Genomic DNA, 20,292 nt, shown 5'->3' with positions numbered 1-20,292 from the left:
ATGCCTGCCCTCCCCCCTTCGCTGCGCCAAGGCGCCGAGTCGGCCTTCCCCCCTGAGGAATACGCCGAGCGCCAGCGCCGTGCCCGCGGCCACCTGCAACAGGCCGGCATCGACGTGATGATCGTCACCGGCCCGGAGAACATCTTCTACCTCACCGGCCAGCAAACCCCTGGCTACTACACCTTCCAGGCGCTGGTGCTGCCGGTGGACGGCGAACCGCTGTTCATTATCCGCCAGCTGGAATACTTCAACTTCATCGCCAACACCTACATCAGCGATGCCCAGGTGTACCTCGACGGCGATGACCCGGTGACCTTCCTGGTCGCCGCCATCGAAGGCAAAGGCTGGAGCCAGCGCCGTATCGCCATCGACAAGCGCGGTTGGTTCCTGCCGATTGCCGTGTACGAAGCCTTGCAGGCGCGCCTGGGCGCGATCCATGACGGCGCCGGGCTGGTTGAGCAATTGCGCGCGGTGAAATCCGCCGCCGAAATCGAAAAGCTCGAACACGCCGCGCGCTATGTGGATGCCGGCATGCGCGCCGGCATGGCCGCGGTGCGCGCCGGTGCCAGTGAAAACGACCTGGTCGCGGCGATGCTGCAGGCCTCGATCGCTGCCGGCTCCGAGTACATGGGCATGGAGCCGTTGGTCTCCAGCGGCCCGCGCAGCGGCATCCCCCACGGCACCTGGCGCCGCCGCGTGCTCAACGAGGGCGAACCGGCCTTCCTGGAAATGGCCGCCAGCCACGACCGCTACCACGCCGCGCTGATGCGTTCGGCCTGGCTCGGCAAGCCGCCGCAAGCCGCCGTCGACATGGAAAAAGCCTGCCAGGAAGCCCTGCAGGCCGCCCTCGAGGCCTTGCGCCCGGGTGAGCCCTGTGAAAACGCACACTTCGCCTGCCAGGCGGTGATCGACAAAGCCGGCTACACCGAGGCGTTCAAGAAGCGCACCGGTTATTCAGTGGGTGTGTCGTTTGCCCCGGACTGGGGCGAAGGGGCAATCCTTAGCCTGTACAGCGGCGTGAAAACCCTGCTGCAGCCGGGCATGAGCTTCCACATCCCGCCGGCGCTGCGGGTGTACGGCGAGTTCACCGTGGGCGTGAGTGAAACGGTGGTGATCACCGAAACCGGCTACCGCGTGCTCGGCACCCTCGAACGCCCGCTGCACCTGGCCTGAGGTAACGGGCTCAAGGGCCCTTCGCCCGGCACAGCCGGCCTCCCACCAGATTTGTATTGTCTCGAAAATCAAGGACAACGCAGACTTGGTGGGAGGCCGGCTGTGCCGGGCGATAGGCCCTGAAGCTCATGCACAAAACCCGCAGAGCTCACAGATTGATCCCCTTCATGAATCCCTGAAATTGCTTTAAGCAATCAGCGCGCTAATTGAAGGTGAAAAGCCGTAATTTCCCCCGGTGGTTTTAACGAGTGCATGGCCTGACTGGCCCTTCGCCCGGCACAGCCGGAGTGCCGGACCACGGCCTCCCACGGGTTTTGTGTTGCCTCGTAAATCAAGCACTTACACAAATCTGGTGGGAGGCCGGCTGTGCCGGGCGATGGGCCCTGAAGCTCATGCACAAAATCCGCAGAGCTCACAGACTGATCCCCTTCATGAATCCCTGAATTTGCCTTAAGCAACCAGAGCGCTAATTGAAGGTGAGAAGCCGTGATGTCCCCCAGTGGTTTTAACGAGCGCATGGCCTGACTGGCCCTTCGCCCGGCACAGCCGGCCTCCCACGGGTTTTGTGTTGCCTCGTAAATCAAGCACTTACACAAATCTGGTGGGAGGCCGTGGTCCGGCACTCCGGCTGTGCCGGGCGATGGGCCCTGAAGCCGTGCGAAAAATCAGCGCAACCGCGCGCAGGCTTCTTCAATGCGGCTGCAGGCTTGGTCCAGCAGTGCATCATCCACGGCGTAAGCGATACGCAAATAACCCGGGGTGCCGAACGCGGAACCGTGCACCGTGCCGACCTTGGCGGCCTCGAGCAGGTAACCGGCCAACGCCAGGTCGCTGTCGATCAGCGCCCCGTCCGGGGTGCGTTTACCCAACAGCCCGGTACAGTTTACGAACAGGTAAAACGCCCCTTCGGGGTTGGCGCAGGCCAGCCCGGCGATGCGCCGCACGCTGCTCAACACCCGGTCGCGGCGTGCCGCCAGGGTGCTGATCCACTGTTCGATGAACCCGGTGCCTTCGTCGAGCGCCACCACCGCCGCGGCCTGGGAGATCGACGAGGGGTTCGAGGTGCTTTGCGATTGCAGCACCTGCAGGGCGTCGATCAGCCACTGCGGGCCGGCGGCGTAACCGATGCGCCAACCGGTCATGGAAAACGCCTTGGACAATCCATTGACCGTCAGCAGGCGCGGCAGCAAGCGTGGCTCGACCTGCCCCGGGGTATGGAAGGCCTGGCCAAAGCGGGTGTGCTCGTAGATGTCGTCGGCGAGTACCAGTACGTGTTCGTGGCGCAGCAGCACCTCGGCCAGCGCGCGCAACTCGCTGTCGCTGTACACCGCCCCGGTGGGGTTGTTCGGCGAGTTCAGCAGCACCCAGCGGGTGTTCGGGGTGATCGCCGCTTCCAAGGCCTCGGGGCGCAGTTTCCAGCCATCGCGTTCATGGCACTCGACGATGCGCGGGGTGCCCTCGGCGAGCGCGACCATGTCGGGGTAAGACACCCAGTAAGGCGCCGCGATGATCACCTCATCACCCGCCTGCACCGTGGCCAGCAAGGCGTTGAAAATCAGCTGCTTCGCCCCGCAGCCGGCGATCACCTGCTGGGGCGTGAAGCTCAGGCTGTTCTCGCGTTGGAACTTGTCGATGATCGCCTGCTTCAGGCGCGCGGTGCCGGCCACGGCGGTGTACTTGGTGTGCCCGGCCTCGATGGCGGCGATGCCAGCGGCGCAAATGTGCGCCGGGGTGGCGAAGTCCAACTCGCCCTCGCCGAGGTTGATCACCAGGTGCCCTTGCTGGGTCAGCGCGCGGACCTTGTCGGAAATTTCCGCGGTGGGCGACGGCCTGACCCGCCCCATGCGCTGTGCTAATACGGGTGTGAACATAACGGTCGGTATGCCTTTTAACAATTGCCCTTATTGATACATAAAGAGCAATGATGATCGAAAATCCGCCACGCTCGGCCGGCTGGCGAACGTACTCGGGGGTCAGTTAAGGGTGAACAACCTCAGACGCTGCGAATCAACCCGCCATCCACGCGCAACGTGGAGCCGGTGATGTAGCTGGCGCGGGCGCTGGCCAGGAAGCACACAGCGTCGGCGAATTCACGGGGCTCGCCGTAACGGCCCATGGGGATGGTCCCGCGCGAGGCCGCGGCGACCGCTTCGACGCTAGTGCCACTGCGCTGGGCGGCGGCGGCATCCAGTTCACCGACACGGGCAGTGCCGATACGCCCGGGGACCACCGCGTTGACCGTCACGCCGTCGCCGGCGACTTCGGCGGCCAGGGTTTTGCCCCAACCGATGAGGCTCGCGCGCAAGGTGTTCGACACGCCCAGGTTGGGGATCGGCTGCACCACCCCCGACGACACGATGTTGATCACCCGGCCCCAGCCGCGGGCACGCATGCCCGGCAGCACCTGCGCGGTGACCTCGAACAGCGCCGCCACCATCGTGTCGAAGGCGCTGTGCCACTGCTCGGCGGCGACCGCCGCGACCGCGCCAGGCGCTGGGCCACCGCCGTTGTTGACGAGGATGTCGTAGCCGCGCCCATCGGCGAGCAGTGCCTGCACCGCCGCGCCGCGCTGGGCCGGGTTGGCCAGGTCGAGTTCGAGGCTGTCAGCCTCGGCGCCTTGGGCGCGAAGCCCGGCCACGGCCTGCTGCAAGGCTTCGCGGTTGCGCCCGCACAGGGTCACGCTGGCCCCTTCCGCCGCCAGGCTGTGCGCGATCGCCAGCCCCAAACCGCGGCTCGCCCCCAAAACCAGTGCGCGCTTGCCTTGTAAGCCCATGTCCATCGTTACGTCTCCACTGAAAAACAGCAGCCCGTCAGGGGCTACCTGAAATAGCCGGGGCCTGGCCCTGCGGCGGCGCCTTGCGGCGGCTGCCGGGGGCCTTGGCCTGGGGTTTCTTGCCCGGTTGCGCGGCGCTGTCGGCGTGGCTCAGGTGCTTGCGCATCAGCTCGCTGGCCAGTTGATAGTCGCCCTCGGCCACCGCGTCGATGATCTGCAGGTGCTCGCCGCACCAGTCGCGCACCCGCCGGCGGTTAGCGTAGCCGGCGAACTCCAGCAGCTTGCGCAGCCGGTTCTGTTGCTGAATCGCTTGCAGGATGAAACCGTTGCCGCCGAACTCGGCGAACATTTCATGGAACGCCGCATCGGTTTCGAACAACTGGGCATTGCTCACCGCCGCCGAATCGGAATGGCTGGCCAGGTACAGATGCTGCAGGCGCGAGCGTTCGAGGGCGGCTTTATCGGGCTTGAATTGCGCGGTGAGGAAGTTCGCCGGCTCGACCATCAGGCGGAACTGGTAACCGTTGCGCAACGCTTCGTCGTTATCCAGCGTGGGCATGAAGCTCCAGCCGTGGCCCTTGTTGCGGATCAACAGGCCGTCTTCGGCCATCCGCGTGAGGGTTTTGGTCAGGGTGACGCGGTCGACGTCGTAGCGCTTGGCGATTTCGGTCTGGGTCAGGGAGTTGCCGATCAGCCCGGCCAGGCGGTCGTTGACCAGCCGCTCGTACAGCGACGAATCCAGGCTTTGCGGCACCGCCAGCTCGACCCGCTGCAGGGTGTCGAAGGCCTTGAGCAAAAAGAACCCCTGGTGCGGCCGGCGCTCGACGATGCCTTCTTCGGTCAGCAGCGTGAGGGCATGGCGCACCGGCGTGCGCGACACGCCCAGCAGGTCGGCCAATTGCTGCTCACGCAGGTGGTGCCCGGGCTCGAACCGCGCCTTGCGCACCACATCGAGGATCTGGTTAGCCAAGCGCCGGCTGTTCTGACCCGTTGAAGGAACCATGGAAGATGAACCTCAAGCCTGAAAAAGGGGCTTTATCGTAGCAAAGCCCCGGGTAGCGCCCTCGCACATTTTGCCCACGCGGGGCGTTGAGCTTGGCCCCGAAGAATTTTCATTGTACATATGATGCCAGATAATACAATATCGACCGCACGCTTACCTTCCCTGGAGTTCCCGATGCAGTCGATTGAAGAAACCCGTAGCCGCCTTAAAGGCCTGTTCAACATCACCGTCACGCCGTTCACCGCCACGGGTGAATTCGACTTTCCGGCACTGGAAGAAAACATCGAGCGGGTCATCGGCCTGGGCTACGACGGCTTGCTGATCGGCGGCACCTACGGCGAGTTCGCGGTGATGACCTGCGAGGAGCGCGCCGAGCTGTTCCGCCGGGTGATGGCGATCGTCGGCGACCGCGTACCGGTGATGCTCTGCACCGCCGGCTCGGATGCGCGCACCGTGCGCGAGCTGACGCAACTGGCTGGCGACCTCGGCGGCCTGCCGATGGTCACCCCGCCGTTCGTGTCGGAGATCACCGATGGGCAGATCGTCAGCTTTTTCGAACAGGTCGCGCCGCTGTCGAAAACCGGGATTCTGATCTACAACGCACCGGGCATCGGCATCACCCTGTCGGTGCCGGTGATCGAGCGCCTGGCGCGGATCAGCGGCGTGGTCGGGCTCAAGCAAGGTGACCTGACGCCCACGGTGATCGACCGCATCGCCCACACCCTGGGTGGCCAGCTGAAGCTGTTCTGCGCCTCCGACCTGGTGTTCGCCGGGCCGATGATGGCCGGTTTCGACGGGATCAGCTCGACCAACAGCGGCGCCCTGCCGGAGCTGATCCTGGCGACCTACCGGGCGCTGGAGCGCGGCGACGCGAAAACCGCCACCCGCCTGCACGCGCTGTGGTTCCCGTTGCGTGAGCTGGCGCGCAAGCATGGCCAGCCGCAAACCACCAAGGCGATCATGAACCTGCGCGGGTTCAAGGGCGGCTCGGTCCGCCAGCCGCTGCTGGACCTCGAGGGCGCGGCACTGGCCGAAGTGGCCACGGCACTGGCGGCCTTGGTGGCTGAGCCGTTGGCGGGCATGGCCCCTGCGGCTGCTCACTAATCGCCAGGTTTCAGGGCCCTTCGCCCGGCACAGCCGGCCTCCCACCAGGTCTGTGTAAGTATTTGATTTACGATCCAACACAAATCTGGTGGGAGGCCGGCTGTGCCGGGCGAAGGGCCCTGAAGCTCATGCACGAGGCGCGCTGCTCAGCACCCCGGCAGCGCCGCCGTGCGCGCCTTGCGGGTGCACCGGGCCGATCTTGCCGACCACGCACAGGTACGCCAGCGCCGCCACCGCGCCATGGGCGCCGACGAACCACAGCGCTTCGGTGAACGAGCCCGTGGCCTGCACCGCGTAGCCGATCACGATCGGCGTAACGATCCCGGAAATACTCCCGAACAGGTTGAACAGCCCGCCGGCAAAGCCCACCAGGTGGCGTGGCGAGGTGTCTGCGATCAACGCGAAGTTCACCGCGCTCAGGCCCTTGCCGAACAGCGCGAGGGTCACGATCGCCACCGCCGCATAGGTGGAACCGACAAAGTTGCACAGCACCACGCTGGACGACAACAGCATGCCGGTCACGAACGGCACCTTGCGCGCCACGGACAAACTGAAGCCGCGGCGGGTCAGGCTGTCGGAGATCACCCCACCGAGAATGCCGCCGGCAAACCCGGCAATCGCCGGCAGCGACGCGACGAAACCGACCTCGACGATGTTCATGCCGCGGCCCTTGACCAGGTAGATCGGGAACCAGGTCAGGAAGAAGTACTGCATCGACGCCAGGCAGTACTGGCCGATATAGATGCCGAGCATCTGCCGGCTGCCGAGGAACAGCTTGAGGTCGGCCAGGCGCACCTTCTGCCGCTCGCCCTGGACCGTGCCGCCGTCGAGGTTGGCGCCGCCCTCGCGCAGGTGGGCCAGCTCCAGCGTATTGATGCGCGGGTGCTGGCCAGGCATGTACATAATCCTCGCCCAGACCAACGCCAGGGCCATGCCGATCACCCCCATCACCCAGAACACGCTCTCCCAGTTCACGTGCCCCACCAGCAAGCCCATGAACGGCACGAACAACAGCACCGCCACGTACTGCGCGGAATTGTAGATGGACGTGGCGGTGCCCCGCTCCGCCACCGGGAACCAACTGGCGGTGATGCTGCTGTTGCCCGGCGACAGCGGCGCCTCGACCAGCCCCATCAAAAACCGCAGGGCAAACAGCAGGGTGACCGCCAGCGCCGCGGGGCCAAGGCCGATGAAGCCCTGAGCCAGGGTCAGCAGCGACCAGCCAAACAGGGCGATGCCGTACACCCGGATGGCGCCGAAGCGGTCGAGCATCCAGCCGGCGGGCAACTGGCCGAGCACGTAGGCCCAGGAAAACGCCGAGAACAGAAAGCCCAACTGCACCGGGGTGATGCCCAGCTCCGCCGACATGGCGGAACCGGCGATGGACAGGTTGGCCCGGTCGGCCAGCGCCACGGCACTGGCGATGACCAGCATGGCCAGGGTCACATAGCGCGTACGCGTACGCTTCTGGGCCGTACCCGGCCCCGAGGAAGGGGTAGTCATTGCGTGCCTCCAATTGTTCTTGTAGGGGAAGGCAAAACGGTCAGCGGCCCAGGCGGCGCTCCAGCCGGGCCACCAGCCGGTCGAGCTCGGCGAGGTCGTGGCCCGACAGCTTCGGCCCGGGCGTGCGCAGGGTGGCGTGGCGGATCGCGCCGCGGCGGCGCATCACCTCCTTGCGCGCGCACACGCCCCAGAAGCCCATGGCCTCGTAGCGCAGCAATGGCAGGTAAAGGTCGAACAGGTCATCGGCCTCGTCGGCGCGGCCCTGCTGGTGCAGTGCATAGACCTGGCTGAGCATCTCTGGGTAGGAGAACCCGGCCATCGGCCCGTCGGCGCCACGCTGCAGCTCCAGCGGCAGGTACATGGCGTTGTTGCCGGTGAGAATCGCCACCCGCCGGCCAGCGCCTTCGCGCAGCCGGCTGATCTTGTTCAGGCACGGTAGGTCTTCTTCCTTGATCAGCTGGATTTCGGCGTGGCGCTCGATCAATTGGTGGATCAACGGCACCGACATCGCCACTTTCGAGGCGAAGGGAAAATCCTGCAGCACCGTGGGGGTGCCTTCGATCCGGCGGAAGGCTTCGGCGAAGTAACCGAGCAGGTCTTCGTCGGTTTGCAGGCCGCTGGGTGGCGCGATCATCACCCCGGCGGCGCCGAGGTCCATCGCCTCGTTGCTGAAGCTGGCCAACTGCGCCAGGCTCGGGTTGCTGACACCGATGATCACCGGCAGGCCGCCGGCGCGCTGGATGTAGCGCTGCGCCACCTGCCGGGCTTCGTCGGCATTGAGCTTGCCGGCCTCGCCGCTGACGCCGAGCACGGTGAAGCCGTTGGCGCCGTGCTGAATGTAAAAATCCACCAGGGTGTCGATGCTATGCAAATCGACATTACCCGCCTCGTCGAACGGGGTTTGCGCAACGATATACACGCCTTTTGCGTTATTGAGCATGTTGCCTCCGAAAGTATGCTTGCCAGCCTCCTGCAGGGGGCTGGCGGTGCCGGGCGATAGGGCTTAGAGCTGGAACACGTGGTGCGCGGTGGTGTGGCGCTTGATGTAGTCCCAGTCATAGCTCACCCCCAGGCCTGGCCCGGTAGGCACCGGCACGGTGCCGTCGTTGGCGATGCAGTCGATCTGGTCGGAGTAGCCACAGCTGTACACCTGCGGGATGTTGTTGGCGCAGTCCGGCCCCACCAGGGCGACTTCGTAGAAGTTGGAGTTGCGGATCGCGCCCATCACGTGCCGGTGCGCCGGGCCCACGGCATGGATTTCAACGTCCAGGCCAAAGGCCTCGGCCAGCCGCGCGGTCTTGATCGCGCCGGTGATGCCCATGTCGTATTCAGGGTCTACCCGCATGAAGTCCGTGCCGCCGGCAACGAGAAAGTCCGCCTTCGGCTCCAGCCCGCGCACGTGCTCGCCAATCAGCAGCGGGGTTTTCAGCATCTCGCGCAACTTTTTATGGGAGAACGCAGACAACCCGGCGTCGCGGTACGGGTCTTCGAACCAGAAGTACTCGGCCTCGTCGCAGGCCTTGCCGACGTACAGCGCGTCGGCGAAGGTCTTGAGGTCACAGGCGCCGTCGTACATCAGCTCCATGCTGTTGCCCACGGCCTTGCGGGTGGCCAGGATGGCCGCGGCTTCTTCTTTCGGGTTGCCGTCGAACCAGCCGTGGATCTTGTAGCCGGTGTAGCCCATCTCGCGGCAGCGCAGGGCGAACTCGCCGTAGGCTTCCGGGCTGTCCAGCCCACCGTTGCGGTCGCCGTGGAAGGTGCTGGCGTAGGCCTTCAGGCGTGAGCGATAGCTGCCCAGCAAGGTCGAGATCGACGCATTGAGCTGTTTGCCGGTGAGGTCCCACAGGGCGATGTCGATCGGGCCATGGCCCATGTGGTCGAAGTGGTGCAGCTTGCGCTTGAACTCGTCGTACAGCGCCTCGCGGTGGTCCGGGTCGCGGCCGAGCAGGTCGGGCGCGAGCATCAGCGACTGCGCCAGCGCCGGGCGGGTGCCGCCCCACATCGCCACGTATTCACCCCGGGCGCCTTCGTTGGTTTCGATGACGATGGCGTACTTGGCCAGCTTCATCTTGCCGCCCTTCTTGTACGCCACGTGGTTGTGGGTGTGCTCGCCCTGGGCGGCGAGGTTATGCACCTCGTAGGTGAAGTCGAAGATCTCTACGCGGGTGATATGGGCCATGGGCCTGCCTCCAATTGTTGTTGTTGAACATCCCGGCGCTAACTAGATAGCGCTATCAAGCTATGATCATGCTAGCGCTATCTAGCTAAGCCCGCAAGGGCCCGGCCAAGGGATATTCGGCTTTCAGGCAGAGGCGCGGCGGATAATCTCGAAGCCCACGTTGACCGGCGCGCAGTCACGCTCGCCGCGGCAGTGGCGCACCACCAGCTGCGCGGCCCCGAGGGCGATGGCGCGGCCATCGGCGCGCACGGTGGTCAGCGACGGCTCGGTGTCGGCGGCGAAGTTGAGGTCGCCGTAGCCGATGATCGCCAACTGCTCCGGCACCTGAATGCCCCGCGCCCGGGCTTCGGTGAGCGCGCCCAGGGCGACCATGTCGGAGGTGCAGAACACCGCTTGCAGGCCGGGGTGCTGGTCCAGCAGCGCCCCCAGGGCCTGCCGCCCCGCCCCGAGCGAACTGGGCGCCTTGATCACCTGCGCCGGCAGCGAGGCGCCAGGAAAGCGCTCGCCGACCGCCGCGCGAAAGCCCTCGGCGCGCTGCGCGGCGCGAGGGTCGTCGGCGTTGATCAGCGCCAGCCGGCGGTAGCCGCGGTCGAGCAGGTAGCCGGCCACCGCGCGGCCTACCCCCGCCTGGGAGAACCCCACCAGCATGCCGACCGGCTGCGCGCACAGGTCCCAGGTTTCGACCACCGGGATGCCCGACGCCGCCAGCCGCTGGCGGCCCAGCTCGGTGCGCGCGGTGCCCACCAGCACAATGGCATCGGGGCGCCGCGCCACCAGGGTTTCGATCAGCGCCGCTTCCTGGGCGTCGTCGTAGTCGTTTTCGCCGAGGATCACCTGGTAGCCCGCCTGGGCCAGCTCACTGCGCAGGGTTTGCAGAAACTCCAGGTACATCAGCGAGGCGATGTTGGGCACCAGCACCGCCACGAAAAAACTTTGCGCCGAGGCCAGCCCGGACGCCAGCAGGTTGGCGACGTAGCCGGTTTTCACCACCGCGGCCTTGACCCGCTCGACCAGCTCGGCAGACACCATGTGTGGCTTGTTCAGCGCCCGCGAGGCGGTCATCAGCGCCACACCGGCCTCGCGCGCCACGTCGCTGAGGGTTACACCCCCACGGCTGCGCCGCACGCGGGGGGCGGGTCGGGTGGTCGGGGTATCGCTCATGGCCAGGCCTCGGGGCAAAACGGGTGCCCATAGTAGCGCCTATAGCGCTATCGCGTCAGGCATCGGCACCGCGTAGCGCTGCGCCCATGGCCGCAGGCGCGCCAGCACCTCCGGCGCCAGCACCACGCCTTCGGCCAATTGCGCCTGGCGCTCGGCCAAGGCCCGCTCGCCCGGCAGGCGCACCGGCCGGCCGCCGGGCCGTGGGCGGCTGGCCCGGCAGCTGGCGACCAACGCGTCCATTTCATCGAGAAACGCCTCGCGCCCGGCAAAGGCCGCCGGGGCCAGCACTTGGATGAACACGCCCTGGCCGTACATGTCGGGCCGCTGGCGCCGGCCGCTGCCACCCAGCGCCAGGCTGAAGGCCTCGACCATCAGGCCCAGGCCAAAGCCCTTGTAGCCATGTTCCAGGCCACCCAGCGGGAGGATGCTGCCGGGGTGTTCGCCCTGCAGCACCGCGGGGTCGTCGCTGGGGTAGCCTTCGGCATCCAGCAGCCAGGCCTGGGGCAGCCGCTGGCCGTTCTGCGCGAAGGTTTTGAAGAAGGTATTGCTGGCCACCGAGGTGCATTGGTCGATCAACAGCGGTGCGCCGCGGGTGGGAATGCCCCAGGCCACCGGGTTGGTGGTCAGCACCGGGTCGCGGCCACCGAACGGCGCCACCGAGCGGATGCCGGGGTTGGTCACGTAGAGGGTCACCAGCAGGCCCTGCTCGACCAGTGGCAACAGGTACGCCTGCAGGCAGCCGATGTGGGAACAATCGGCGATGCTCGCGCTGGCGACGCCCTGGCTGCCGGCCCGCTCGAGCAGTTGCGCGCTGGCCTGCTGCATCACCCAGGCGCCCGGCGCGCGCTGGGCATCCCAGGCAAAGCTGCCGGGCAGGTCTTGCAGCACCCGTGGCTGCGCCTGGGGGCGGATGTGCCCGGCGGCGATGCGCTCGAGGTAGGCGCTCATGAACCACAGGCCGTGGGTGCGGTGGCCGAGCAGGTCGGCATCGAGCATCCGCTGCAGCATCGGCTCGGCGCGTTCGCTCGGCACCCCGGCCTGGGCCAGCAACCGCTGGGAAAACAGCACCAGGCTGGCGTGGGTAAAACGCTGGGTTGGCTCGGCCATCAGTGGGCTCCTGGCACGTTGATCGGTTGTTCGGGTTGGTCCAGCCGGCGCAGGCGGCCGACCAGTAGCAGGTAGCTGAGGGTGGCCAGCAGCGCGTGGGCCGCGACGAAATACAGCGCGATGATGAACGACCCAGTGGCCTGCACCGTGTAGCCGATCACGATCGGGGTGACGATCCCGGAGAGGTTGCCGGCAATGCCGAACACGCCGGTGGCCATGCCCACGATCGCCGGCGGCGAGGTGTCGACCACCACCGCCAGGCCAATCTGCGCCAGGCCCTTGCCGAACAGCGCCAGGCACATCAGCGCCACCACCACGTACAACGACTCGGTGAAGTTACAGAACACCAGCCCCATGGCCATCGCCATGCCGAGGATGAACGGGGTTTTGCGGGCGATGGTCACCGAGCCGGTGCGCTTGAGCAGCGCGTCGGACAACACCCCGCAGAGAATGCTGCCGGCAAACCCGCAGATCGCCGGCAAGGTCGCGACGAAGCCCACTTCGAGGATGTTCATGCCGCGGCCCTTGACCAGGTAGATCGGGAACCAGGTGATGAAAAAATACTGCAGCGCGGTGATGCAGTACTGGCCGATGTAAATGCCCAGCATCATCCGGCTTTTGAACAGGATGGCGATGGCCGCCAGTTTCGGCGGCGCGGCCTTGCCCTTGGCGCTTTCGATGTCGATCAACGCGCCGTTGTCGCGCAGGTAGGCCAGCTCTTGCGCATTCACCCGGGGGTGCTGGTCGGGGCTGCGCATCTGCCAGAACCAGAACAGCGACACCAGCATGCCCAGCGCGCCCATGAACCAGAACACGTAGTGCCAGCTCAGCGCATGGCTGAGCGCGCCCATGACCGGCACGAACAGCATCACCGCCACGTACTGGGCCGAGCTGAACACCGCCGTGGCCAGGCCACGCTCCTTGAGCGGGAACCAGGCCGAGACGATGTAGTTGTTGGCCGGGTAGATCGGCGCCTCGACGAACCCCACCATGAAGCGCAACACGAACAACGTGGCCACCACCATCCCGGCCGGCAGCCAGCTCAAGGTGCCCTGCAGGAAGGTGAAGAACGACCAGAGGAACAGCGCCGCGCCATAGACCTTCACCGAGTTGAAGCGGTCGAGTATCCAGCCGCCGGGCAGTTGCCCGAGCACGTAGGCCCAGGCGAACGCCGAGAACAGGTAGCCCATGGCAACGGCGTCGAGGCCCAGCTCCTGGGCCATGCCGTTGCCGGCGATCGACAGGTTGGCGCGGTCACCCAGGTTGATCGCGGTGACCAGCAGGATCAGCGCCAGCACGTAGTAGCGCATATGGGTTCGGGCAACGCTCGCGGTGCGCGCAATGGCGGGTTGCGCCTTGGCGGATAGGGGCATGGGGCTCTCCGTCTGTCTCTGGTTTGTTATTGTTGATGCATGACTAGATAGCGCTATCAGTTTTAGGGCATATCGCCGCCCTGTCAAGCCGGGCGCCCGTGGCCGCGCCGGGCAAAGGCCCTCGGGCAAGGCGCGCATATAAGGCTTGCCGGCCCGCCCGCCACGGCTCACACTCGTGCGCTCATCAGGAAGGGCCGACATGGATCTGCGCACCCGTAACAACGTGAAGGTCGCAGGCCAGGGCGCCGCGACGCTGGTGTTCTCCCACGGCTTTGGCTGCGACCAGAGCATGTGGCGGCTGTTGGCGCCGCACTTCGCGGGGCGCTTCAAGCTGATCACCTACGACTTGGTCGGCGCCGGCCAGGCCACCCTGGCCGGCTACGACCGGCACAAGTACAGCTCGCTGCAGGGCTACGCCAGCGACCTCGCCGAGTTGATCGCCGAATACGGCGAGGGCCCGGTGGTGGTGATCGGCCATTCGGTGAGCGCGATGATCGCGGTGCTGGCCGACCTCGCCGTGCCCGGCTCGATCGCCGGCCACGTGATGGTCGGCCCCTCCCCTTGCTACATCAACCACCCCGGCTACACCGGCGGCTTCGAGCGCGGTGACATCGACTCGCTGCTGGCCACCCTCGAGAGCAATTACCTGGGGTGGGCCAGCAACATGGCGCCGGCGATCATGGGCGCGCCCGGCCAACCGGCGCTGGGCGATGAACTCACCAACAGTTTTTGCCGCACCGACCCCGAGATCGCCAAGCAATTCGCGCGGCTCACCTTTCTCTCCGACAACCGCCAGGACGTCCGCGGCCTGGCCACCCCGGCGCTGATCCTGCAGTCGCTGGAAGACATCATCGCCCCGCCCGAGGTGGGTGAATACCTGCACGCGGCGATGCCCAACAGCAGCCTCTGCGTGATCGACAACATTGGCCATTGCCCGCACCTGAGCGCCCCCAGCCAGTGCGCCGCGGCCATCGACGGGTTTCTCGCCCGGCTGGGGCTGGCCTAGTGCACGCCCCCGGCCCAGGCTGGCTTTACCAACACGCCGCCTGTGGCCTGTTGCTCACCCGCGAAGACGGCACCGTGCTGCAGGCCAACCAAGCCTTCGCCGCGTGGGTGGGGGGCGCGCCGAGCACCCTCGAGGGGCGCCGCTTCCAGGAATTTCTCAGCGTCGGCGGGCGGATCTTCCATCAAACCCACTGGTTGCCGTTGATGCGCATGCAAGGCTCGGTGCGCGAAGTCAAGCTTGAGCTGCTCGGCCCCGAGGGGCGCCGGCTCAGCGTGCTGGTCAACGGCGTGCGCGAGGAACGCGACGGGCAGTGCCTGCATCACCTGGCGCTGTTCGAAAGCGTTGACCGCGACCGTTACGAAAAACAGCTCCTCGAGGCCAGGGCCCTGGCCGAAACTGCCCTGCAGGAAAAAACCCAGGCTGAAGCCGCCCTGCTGCTGGCCCAGGCGCAGCTGGAACAGGCCTACGCCGAAGCGACCAAGCGGGCCAGTTTCGCCGAGCAGATGGTGGCGATCGTCAGCCACGACCTGAAAACCCCGCTCAGCGCGATTTCCATGGCCAGCGAGCTGCTGGCCAAGGCCGCCAACCCCGCGCGCCAGGCGCGCCTGGCCAGCCATATCCGCCAGGCCGCGCAACGCGCCAACCGGCTGGTGCGCGACCTGCTCGACTTCACCTCGGCGAAGGTCGGCCAGGGCATCCATGTGGCCCCTCAGCCGCAGCCACTGAGCCCAGTGGTGGCGCAGTGCGTCGAGGAACTGGCGGTGGCCTTCCCCCAGGCGCGGCTGGTGTACCTCACCCGCGACTGCGCCAGCGCCTGCTTCGACAGCGACCGCATCCAGCAGGTGCTGACCAACCTGGTGGCCAACGCGGTGGCCTATGGCACACCCGGCGAGCCGATCACGCTGTGCACCGCCCACCGCGCCGAGGGCCTTGAAGTCAGCGTGCACAACGCCGGCGCGGCGATCCCACCGGGCATCCGCGAAGGCTTGTTCGACCCGATGGTGCGCGGTACCCAGGCGGGCGACATCCACAGCGTTGGCCTGGGGCTGTACATCGTGCGCAAGATCATCCACGCCCATGGCGGGCAGGTGTCGGTGAGCTCGGAAGATGGCCAGGGCACGACGTTTCGCTTCACCCTCGGCAGGCTTTAAGTGCAGATACGGGGATACACCCGCGCCTCTTTTATGATATTAAGTCTCATTAAGAAATAACCACTTATCGACCTGCCCGCCCATGCCCTCCGTCGACGCCACCCAACTCACCCAGCTTTACGCGCAACAGCACCGCTGGCTGCGCGGCTGGCTGTACCGGCAACTGGACTGCTCGCACCGCGCCGCGGACCTGATGCAAGACACCTTCATGCGCCTGCTGACCAGCAGCGAAGCGCTGCAGGTGCGCCAGCCGCGGCCGTTCCTGGCGAAGGTCGCGCGCAGCGTGCTGGCCAACCACTACCGCCGCGCGCGCCTGGAAAAAGCCTACCTCGAGCAGTTGATGGCCGCCCCGGAGCACGCCGGCCCGGACCTCGCCACGCAGTTGATCCTGTTCGAAACCCTGGTGCAGTTGGATGAAGCCCTGGGCCAACTGGCCATACCGGTGCGCCAAGCCTTCTTGTGGTCACAACTGGACGGCCTCGCCCACGGCGAGATCGCCGAGCGGCTGCAGGTGTCGATCGCCACGGTCAAGCGCTACATCGTCAAGGCCGGCGCGCGCTGCCTGATGGTGGCCGGGCCGGGGCTGGGCGGCTCATGAGCCGCACCGAGGCAGCCGACGCAGCGCTGCCCCTGGAGGCCTGCGAACAGGCCATGCAGTGGTGGCTCGAGCTGCAAGGCAACGACGCCGATGCCCCTACCCTGGCGGCCTTCGCCGCCTGGCGCGGCGCCCACCCCAGCCATGAGCGCGCCTGGCAACGCGCGCAGGCGCTGGCCACGCAGATGGGCCTGTTGCGCCAGGCCGGTGACCTGGCCTTGGCCAAACGCGCGCTGCTCACCCCCGCGGGCCCGGCCATCAGCCGCCGCCGGGCGCTCACCGGCCTGGCGCTGCTGCTGGCCGCCGGCGGTGCCTGGCGTGCCCGCGACACCGCGCTGCTGCAACCCTTGTATGCCGACTACAGCACCGCCACCGGTGAACAGCGCCGGGTGCGGCTGAGCAGCCAGCTCGAGTTGTTGCTCAACACCCGCAGCGCGGTCAATGCCCGGCGTAGCGACACACAATGGCGTATCGACCTGCTCGCTGGCGAAGTGCTGGTCGACACCACCGTGGCCCCGCCGCTGCAGCTTTACACCGGCCAACTGCAGGCCACCGCGGCCAACGCTCGCTTCAGTGCCCGGCAACTGAGCGGCGGCGGCACGCTGCTGGCGGTGCTGCGCGGTACGCTGCAAGCCAGCCCTGTGGATGCCGCCGGCACGCTGCTGCTCAAAGCCGGCGAGCAGGCCTATTTCAGCGCGGGCGCAGCCCCCCAGCGCAGCGCCCTGGAACCGGCGGCCAGCGCCTGGGCGCAAGGCATGCTGGTTGCCCATGGCCAGCCATTGCAGGCGTTTCTCGGCGAACTGGGGCGTTATCGGCAGGGCCACCTGGGCTGCGACGAGGCCTTGGCCAACCTGCCGGTGTGGGGCACCTTCCCCGTGGCCGACAGCGAGCGCGCCATCGACGCGGTGGCCACCACGCTCAAGCTCGAAGTGCAGCGTTTCACCCGGCTGTGGGTGAACCTGCGCCAGCCCGCGGGCCATGCCTGAAAAAAACCGCCGGTGCTGAGCCGTTTCGTGTTCTGGCGAGACTCATAGGCCAGAACACCGCATTCACAGGAAACGGCCCCCCATGCACTACAGCCCCCGCTCGTTCTTTCACGCACCCGCGCTCAGCGTTCTGGGTTGCGCCTTGCTGCCCAACTGGGCCGCTGCCGCAGGCAGCGAGGTGCGCCACTACGACATCCCGGCCGCGCCCTTGGCCAGCGCCCTCAACCAGTTGGGGCAACAGGCGCAACTGCTGTTGTCGTTCCCCGAAGAACTGACCCGTGGGCAAACCAGCACGCCGCTGCAGGGTGATTACACGGCCGACACCGCCTTGCAATTGCTGCTGCAAGGCACCCAAGTGGTGGCGGTGCGCCAGGCAGACGGGCGCTATACCTTCGTTCGCGCGGCGCAGGGCTCGGCCATCCAGTTGCCGGCCACGTCGATCTCCGGCATGGCCCTGGGCTTGATCACCGAAGACACCGGCGCCTACACCACCGGCACCACCACCACCGCCACCAAGCTGCCGCTGACCCTGCGCGAAACGCCGCAATCGGTCACCGTGGTGACCCGCCAGCAGATCGACGACCATGGCGCGCTGGACATCGGCGACGTGCTGCGCAATACCCCGGGCGTGTCGCGCCAGGCTTATGACAGCGAGCGCATGGAGTATTCGGCGCGCGGTTTCGCGATCACCAACTACCAGTACGACGGCATCAACACCATTTACGATGGCGTGTACGACGAAGGCACCACCCACGTCGACATGGCCACTATCGACCGCGTCGAAGTGATCAAGGGCGCCACCGGCTTGATGACTGGCTCCGGCGACCCGTCGGCGACCGTCAACCTGGTGCGTAAAAAGCCCACCCGCGACTTCAAGGCCTCGGTCAGCGCCAGCGCCGGCAGTTGGGACAACTACCGCAGCGAAGCGGACCTCTCCGGGCCGCTCAACGCCAGCGGCAGCCTGCGCGGGCGAGTGGTCGGCGCCTACCAGGACCGGCAGTCGTACCAAGACCACTACTCGCAAAAGAAGAACCTGTTCTACGGCGTGCTCGAAGCCGACCTGGCGCCCGGCACCACCGCGACCTTCGGCATCGATCAGCAGGCCGTGACGCCGCGGGGTTCGACCTGGACCGGCAACCCGGTGTACTACTCAGACGGCAGCCGCACGGACTTCTCCCGCAGCTTCAACCCGGGCGCGGACTGGAGCCGGCGGGATTTCAATTCGCTGACCTACTTCGCCAACCTGGAGCAAGCGCTGGCCAACGACTGGAAACTCAAGCTCAGCCTCGACCAGCGCACCACCGAGCATGACACCCGCCTGGCCTCGGCCAGCGGCGGCAACCCTGACCCAGTGACCGGCGAAGGCATGTTCCTCTACTGGGGCCGCTGGGAAGGCCACCGCGTGCAGAACACCGCTGACATCAATGTGTCGGGCCCCTTCACCCTCGGCGGCCGCGAGCATGAACTGGTGGCCGGCTTCATGGCCTCGCATTCCCGCCAGACCGGCGCCACCTACGACACCTCGGCCTTCAGCGAAGTCCCCGGGAGCATCTTCGAGTGGAACGGCCACCTCGCCGAGCAGACCTTCCCCAAGAACGGTAAATACGAACGCACCCAAAGCCAGAACGGCCTTTACCTCGCTACCCGCCTGCGCCCTACGGATGATCTGGCGATCATCCTCGGTGGCCGCGTCAGTACCTTCAAGTACAACGAAGACTACGCCTACAACGCCGGCAGCGGCCTGGACGACACCCATGCCGCCTACCAGCAGCACGGCGCGGTCACGCCCTACGCCGGAGTGGTCTACGACCTCAGCGAGGTGTACTCGGTGTACGCCAGCTACACCTCGATCTACCAACCGCAAGTGTATAAAGACGCCAACGGCGCAACCCTCGACCCGGTGGAAGGCCACAGCTACGAAACCGGCCTGAAAGCGGCCTGGCTGGGCGGCCAGCTCAATGGCCGCCTGGCGCTGTTTCGCCTCGAACAAGACAACGTCGCCGAGGCCATCGGGACCAACCCGGTGACCAACGAAGGCATTTACAAAGCCATCGACGGCGCCACCACCCAAGGCGTGGAGCTGGAGCTGGCCGGCGAGTTGCGCGACGGCTGGAACCTGGCCGCCGGCTACACCTATGCCCGCACCCGTGACGCCGATGGCCAGCGTGTCTACGGCTACCCGTTGATGACCACCAAACCGGAGCACGTGGCGCGGCTGTTCACCAGCTACCGCCTGCCGGGGGCGCTGGAGAAGGTCACCGTGGGCGGTGGCATCAGCTACCAAAGCGGCTTTTACGGGCAGATCTACAGCAACAGCGCGGGCGACTACACCCGCATCAAGCAGGGTGGCTTCAGTTTGGTCGACCTGATGGCGCGCTATCAGCACAACGAGCACCTGAGCGTCGCGCTCAATGCCAACAACGTGTTCGACAAGCGCTACCTCAGCGGGCTGGGCAACTTCGACACCAGCTACTGGGGTGAGCCGCGCAACCTGATGCTGACCACGCGCTGGGATTTCTAGGAGAGCCCTCAGCCCATCACCTTGGCAATCTCCGCCACCACCTGCCGGGTTGCCTGCTCCACGGTGCCCTCATTACGGCACACCACCCAGCCCTGCTCCGCGGCCGCGCGCTCGAACGCTTCGGTGCAGGCCGCCTGCGCCGCCAGGTCGCGCAGCACCGTGCTGCCCAGCCCGCGGCCCCGGGCGGCGGCCCTGGCCCAGGACACCTCTGGCGCGGTGACCACCCCCACGTGCAGGTCGGGTACTCGCACGCCCTGGGCGAGGTTCAGTTGCAAGACCTCGGCAAACGGCACCAGCCGGCGAAACGCCGCGTCGGAGGGGTACCAGCGGTCGATCAGGATGATGCAGCCCGGCGGCTGCTGCGGCAGCACATGCTGGCTGATCCAACCGCGGCTGGCGGCCAGGCGCTGGCACACCTGCCACTCAAGTGCCTGGCAGGGCTGGCGGGCGAGCTGGTTGACCAGCGCCATGGTGCCGGCCCGGTCAGGGTCGTGGTTGCGCTCGCTCAACCGCACCACCGCCCGGTTGCCCGCGCGCAGGGCGTGGGCGATGGCCTCGAGCAGGGTGGTCTTGCCGGTGCCCTTGGGGCCATCCAGGGCGATGAACAGAGTGCGAGGCATGGGCTGGACCGTGGGGAACCGGCGCGCAGTCTAACCC

Annotated in this window: 17 protein-coding genes; 7 read left to right on the top strand and 10 right to left on the bottom strand. The window is 66.7% G+C overall.

The window, feature by feature from the left end:
• A complete protein-coding gene (locus ACFZCE_RS23565; protein ID WP_390942951.1) occupies positions 1 to 1,173 on the top strand; it encodes a M24 family metallopeptidase in 1,173 nt (390 codons plus the stop codon).
• 665 nt (positions 1,174 to 1,838) lie between these two features.
• Here ACFZCE_RS23565 and ACFZCE_RS23560 read toward each other — a convergent pair.
• The 3 genes from ACFZCE_RS23560 to ACFZCE_RS23550 all read right to left on the bottom strand — a co-directional run bounded on the left by ACFZCE_RS23560 (position 1,839) and on the right by ACFZCE_RS23550 (position 4,949).
• Positions 1,839 to 3,044 carry an aminotransferase class I/II-fold pyridoxal phosphate-dependent enzyme gene (locus ACFZCE_RS23560; protein ID WP_390942950.1) on the bottom strand — a complete coding sequence of 402 codons (1,206 nt, stop codon included), beginning with the start codon at positions 3,042 to 3,044 and terminating at the stop codon, positions 1,839 to 1,841.
• Positions 3,045 to 3,166: 122 nt separating this feature from the next.
• Positions 3,167 to 3,952: an SDR family oxidoreductase gene (locus ACFZCE_RS23555; RefSeq protein WP_390942949.1), complete on the bottom strand. Its 786-nt coding sequence runs from the start codon at positions 3,950 to 3,952 to the stop codon at positions 3,167 to 3,169.
• Positions 3,953 to 3,983: 31 nt separating this feature from the next.
• Positions 3,984 to 4,949: a GntR family transcriptional regulator gene (locus tag ACFZCE_RS23550; RefSeq protein WP_390942948.1), complete on the bottom strand. Its 966-nt coding sequence runs from the start codon at positions 4,947 to 4,949 to the stop codon at positions 3,984 to 3,986.
• Positions 4,950 to 5,123: 174 nt separating this feature from the next.
• On the opposite strand from ACFZCE_RS23550, the gene ACFZCE_RS23545 reads away from it, so the two are divergent.
• Positions 5,124 to 6,053, top strand: a complete 930-nt coding sequence (locus tag ACFZCE_RS23545) for a dihydrodipicolinate synthase family protein (RefSeq protein ID WP_390942947.1) — start codon at positions 5,124 to 5,126, stop codon at positions 6,051 to 6,053.
• A gap of 126 nt (positions 6,054 to 6,179) precedes the next feature.
• Here the strand turns inward: ACFZCE_RS23545 and ACFZCE_RS23540 are convergent, their stop codons facing one another.
• From ACFZCE_RS23540 to ACFZCE_RS23515, 6 genes are all read right to left on the bottom strand, one after another.
• Positions 6,180 to 7,556: an MFS transporter gene (locus ACFZCE_RS23540; protein ID WP_390942946.1), complete on the bottom strand. Its 1,377-nt coding sequence runs from the start codon at positions 7,554 to 7,556 to the stop codon at positions 6,180 to 6,182.
• Positions 7,557 to 7,596: 40 nt separating this feature from the next.
• A complete protein-coding gene (locus tag ACFZCE_RS23535; protein WP_390942945.1) occupies positions 7,597 to 8,496 on the bottom strand; it encodes a dihydrodipicolinate synthase family protein in 900 nt (299 codons plus the stop codon).
• Positions 8,497 to 8,559: 63 nt separating this feature from the next.
• Positions 8,560 to 9,735, bottom strand: a complete 1,176-nt coding sequence (locus ACFZCE_RS23530) for an enolase C-terminal domain-like protein (protein ID WP_390942944.1) — start codon at positions 9,733 to 9,735, stop codon at positions 8,560 to 8,562.
• A gap of 123 nt (positions 9,736 to 9,858) precedes the next feature.
• On the bottom strand, positions 9,859 to 10,896 hold the full coding sequence (locus ACFZCE_RS23525; protein ID WP_390942943.1) for a substrate-binding domain-containing protein: 1,038 nt from the start codon (positions 10,894 to 10,896) through the stop codon (positions 9,859 to 9,861).
• 39 nt (positions 10,897 to 10,935) lie between these two features.
• Positions 10,936 to 12,003 carry an Ldh family oxidoreductase gene (locus ACFZCE_RS23520; protein ID WP_390942942.1) on the bottom strand — a complete coding sequence of 356 codons (1,068 nt, stop codon included), beginning with the start codon at positions 12,001 to 12,003 and terminating at the stop codon, positions 10,936 to 10,938.
• Positions 12,003 to 13,376 (bottom strand): D-galactonate transporter, encoded by a 1,374-nt coding sequence (locus tag ACFZCE_RS23515; RefSeq protein ID WP_390942941.1) that lies wholly within the window; start codon positions 13,374 to 13,376, stop codon positions 12,003 to 12,005. Before ACFZCE_RS23515 ends, ACFZCE_RS23520 begins: the two co-directional genes overlap by 1 nt.
• Before the next feature lie 199 nt (positions 13,377 to 13,575).
• Here ACFZCE_RS23515 and ACFZCE_RS23510 point away from each other — a divergent pair, with 199 nt between their 5' ends.
• From ACFZCE_RS23510 to ACFZCE_RS23490, 5 genes are all read left to right on the top strand, one after another.
• The gene (locus ACFZCE_RS23510; protein WP_390942940.1) at positions 13,576 to 14,382 is read left to right on the top strand and encodes an alpha/beta fold hydrolase; all 807 of its coding nucleotides are present in this window, start codon (positions 13,576 to 13,578) and stop codon (positions 14,380 to 14,382) included.
• Positions 14,382 to 15,533 (top strand): ATP-binding protein, encoded by a 1,152-nt coding sequence (locus tag ACFZCE_RS23505; RefSeq protein WP_390942939.1) that lies wholly within the window; start codon positions 14,382 to 14,384, stop codon positions 15,531 to 15,533. The genes ACFZCE_RS23510 and ACFZCE_RS23505 overlap by 1 nt, the downstream gene beginning before the upstream one ends.
• An 82-nt stretch (positions 15,534 to 15,615) precedes the next feature.
• Positions 15,616 to 16,131: a sigma-70 family RNA polymerase sigma factor gene (locus tag ACFZCE_RS23500; protein ID WP_390942938.1), complete on the top strand. Its 516-nt coding sequence runs from the start codon at positions 15,616 to 15,618 to the stop codon at positions 16,129 to 16,131.
• Entirely contained in the window at positions 16,128 to 17,114 is a 987-nt protein-coding gene (locus ACFZCE_RS23495) for a FecR domain-containing protein (protein WP_390942937.1), read from the top strand. The genes ACFZCE_RS23500 and ACFZCE_RS23495 overlap by 4 nt, the downstream gene beginning before the upstream one ends.
• 82 nt (positions 17,115 to 17,196) lie before the next feature.
• Complete coding sequence (locus tag ACFZCE_RS23490) at positions 17,197 to 19,635, top strand: TonB-dependent siderophore receptor (RefSeq protein ID WP_390942936.1); 2,439 nt, start codon at positions 17,197 to 17,199, stop codon at positions 19,633 to 19,635.
• 8 nt (positions 19,636 to 19,643) lie between these two features.
• Here the strand turns inward: ACFZCE_RS23490 and ACFZCE_RS23485 are convergent, their stop codons facing one another.
• Positions 19,644 to 20,255, bottom strand: coding sequence for a dTMP kinase (locus ACFZCE_RS23485; RefSeq protein WP_390942935.1), 612 nt, complete (start codon positions 20,253 to 20,255; stop codon positions 19,644 to 19,646).
• Positions 20,256 to 20,292 lie beyond the last annotated feature (37 nt).

Source organism: Pseudomonas sp. NPDC007930 (genome assembly GCF_042958985.1).
In the GTDB taxonomy this organism is placed as follows: Bacteria; Pseudomonadota; Gammaproteobacteria; order Pseudomonadales; family Pseudomonadaceae; genus Aquipseudomonas.
Note: the sequence above shows the minus strand (reverse complement) of the source record. Positions and strands in the feature narration are given on the sequence as shown.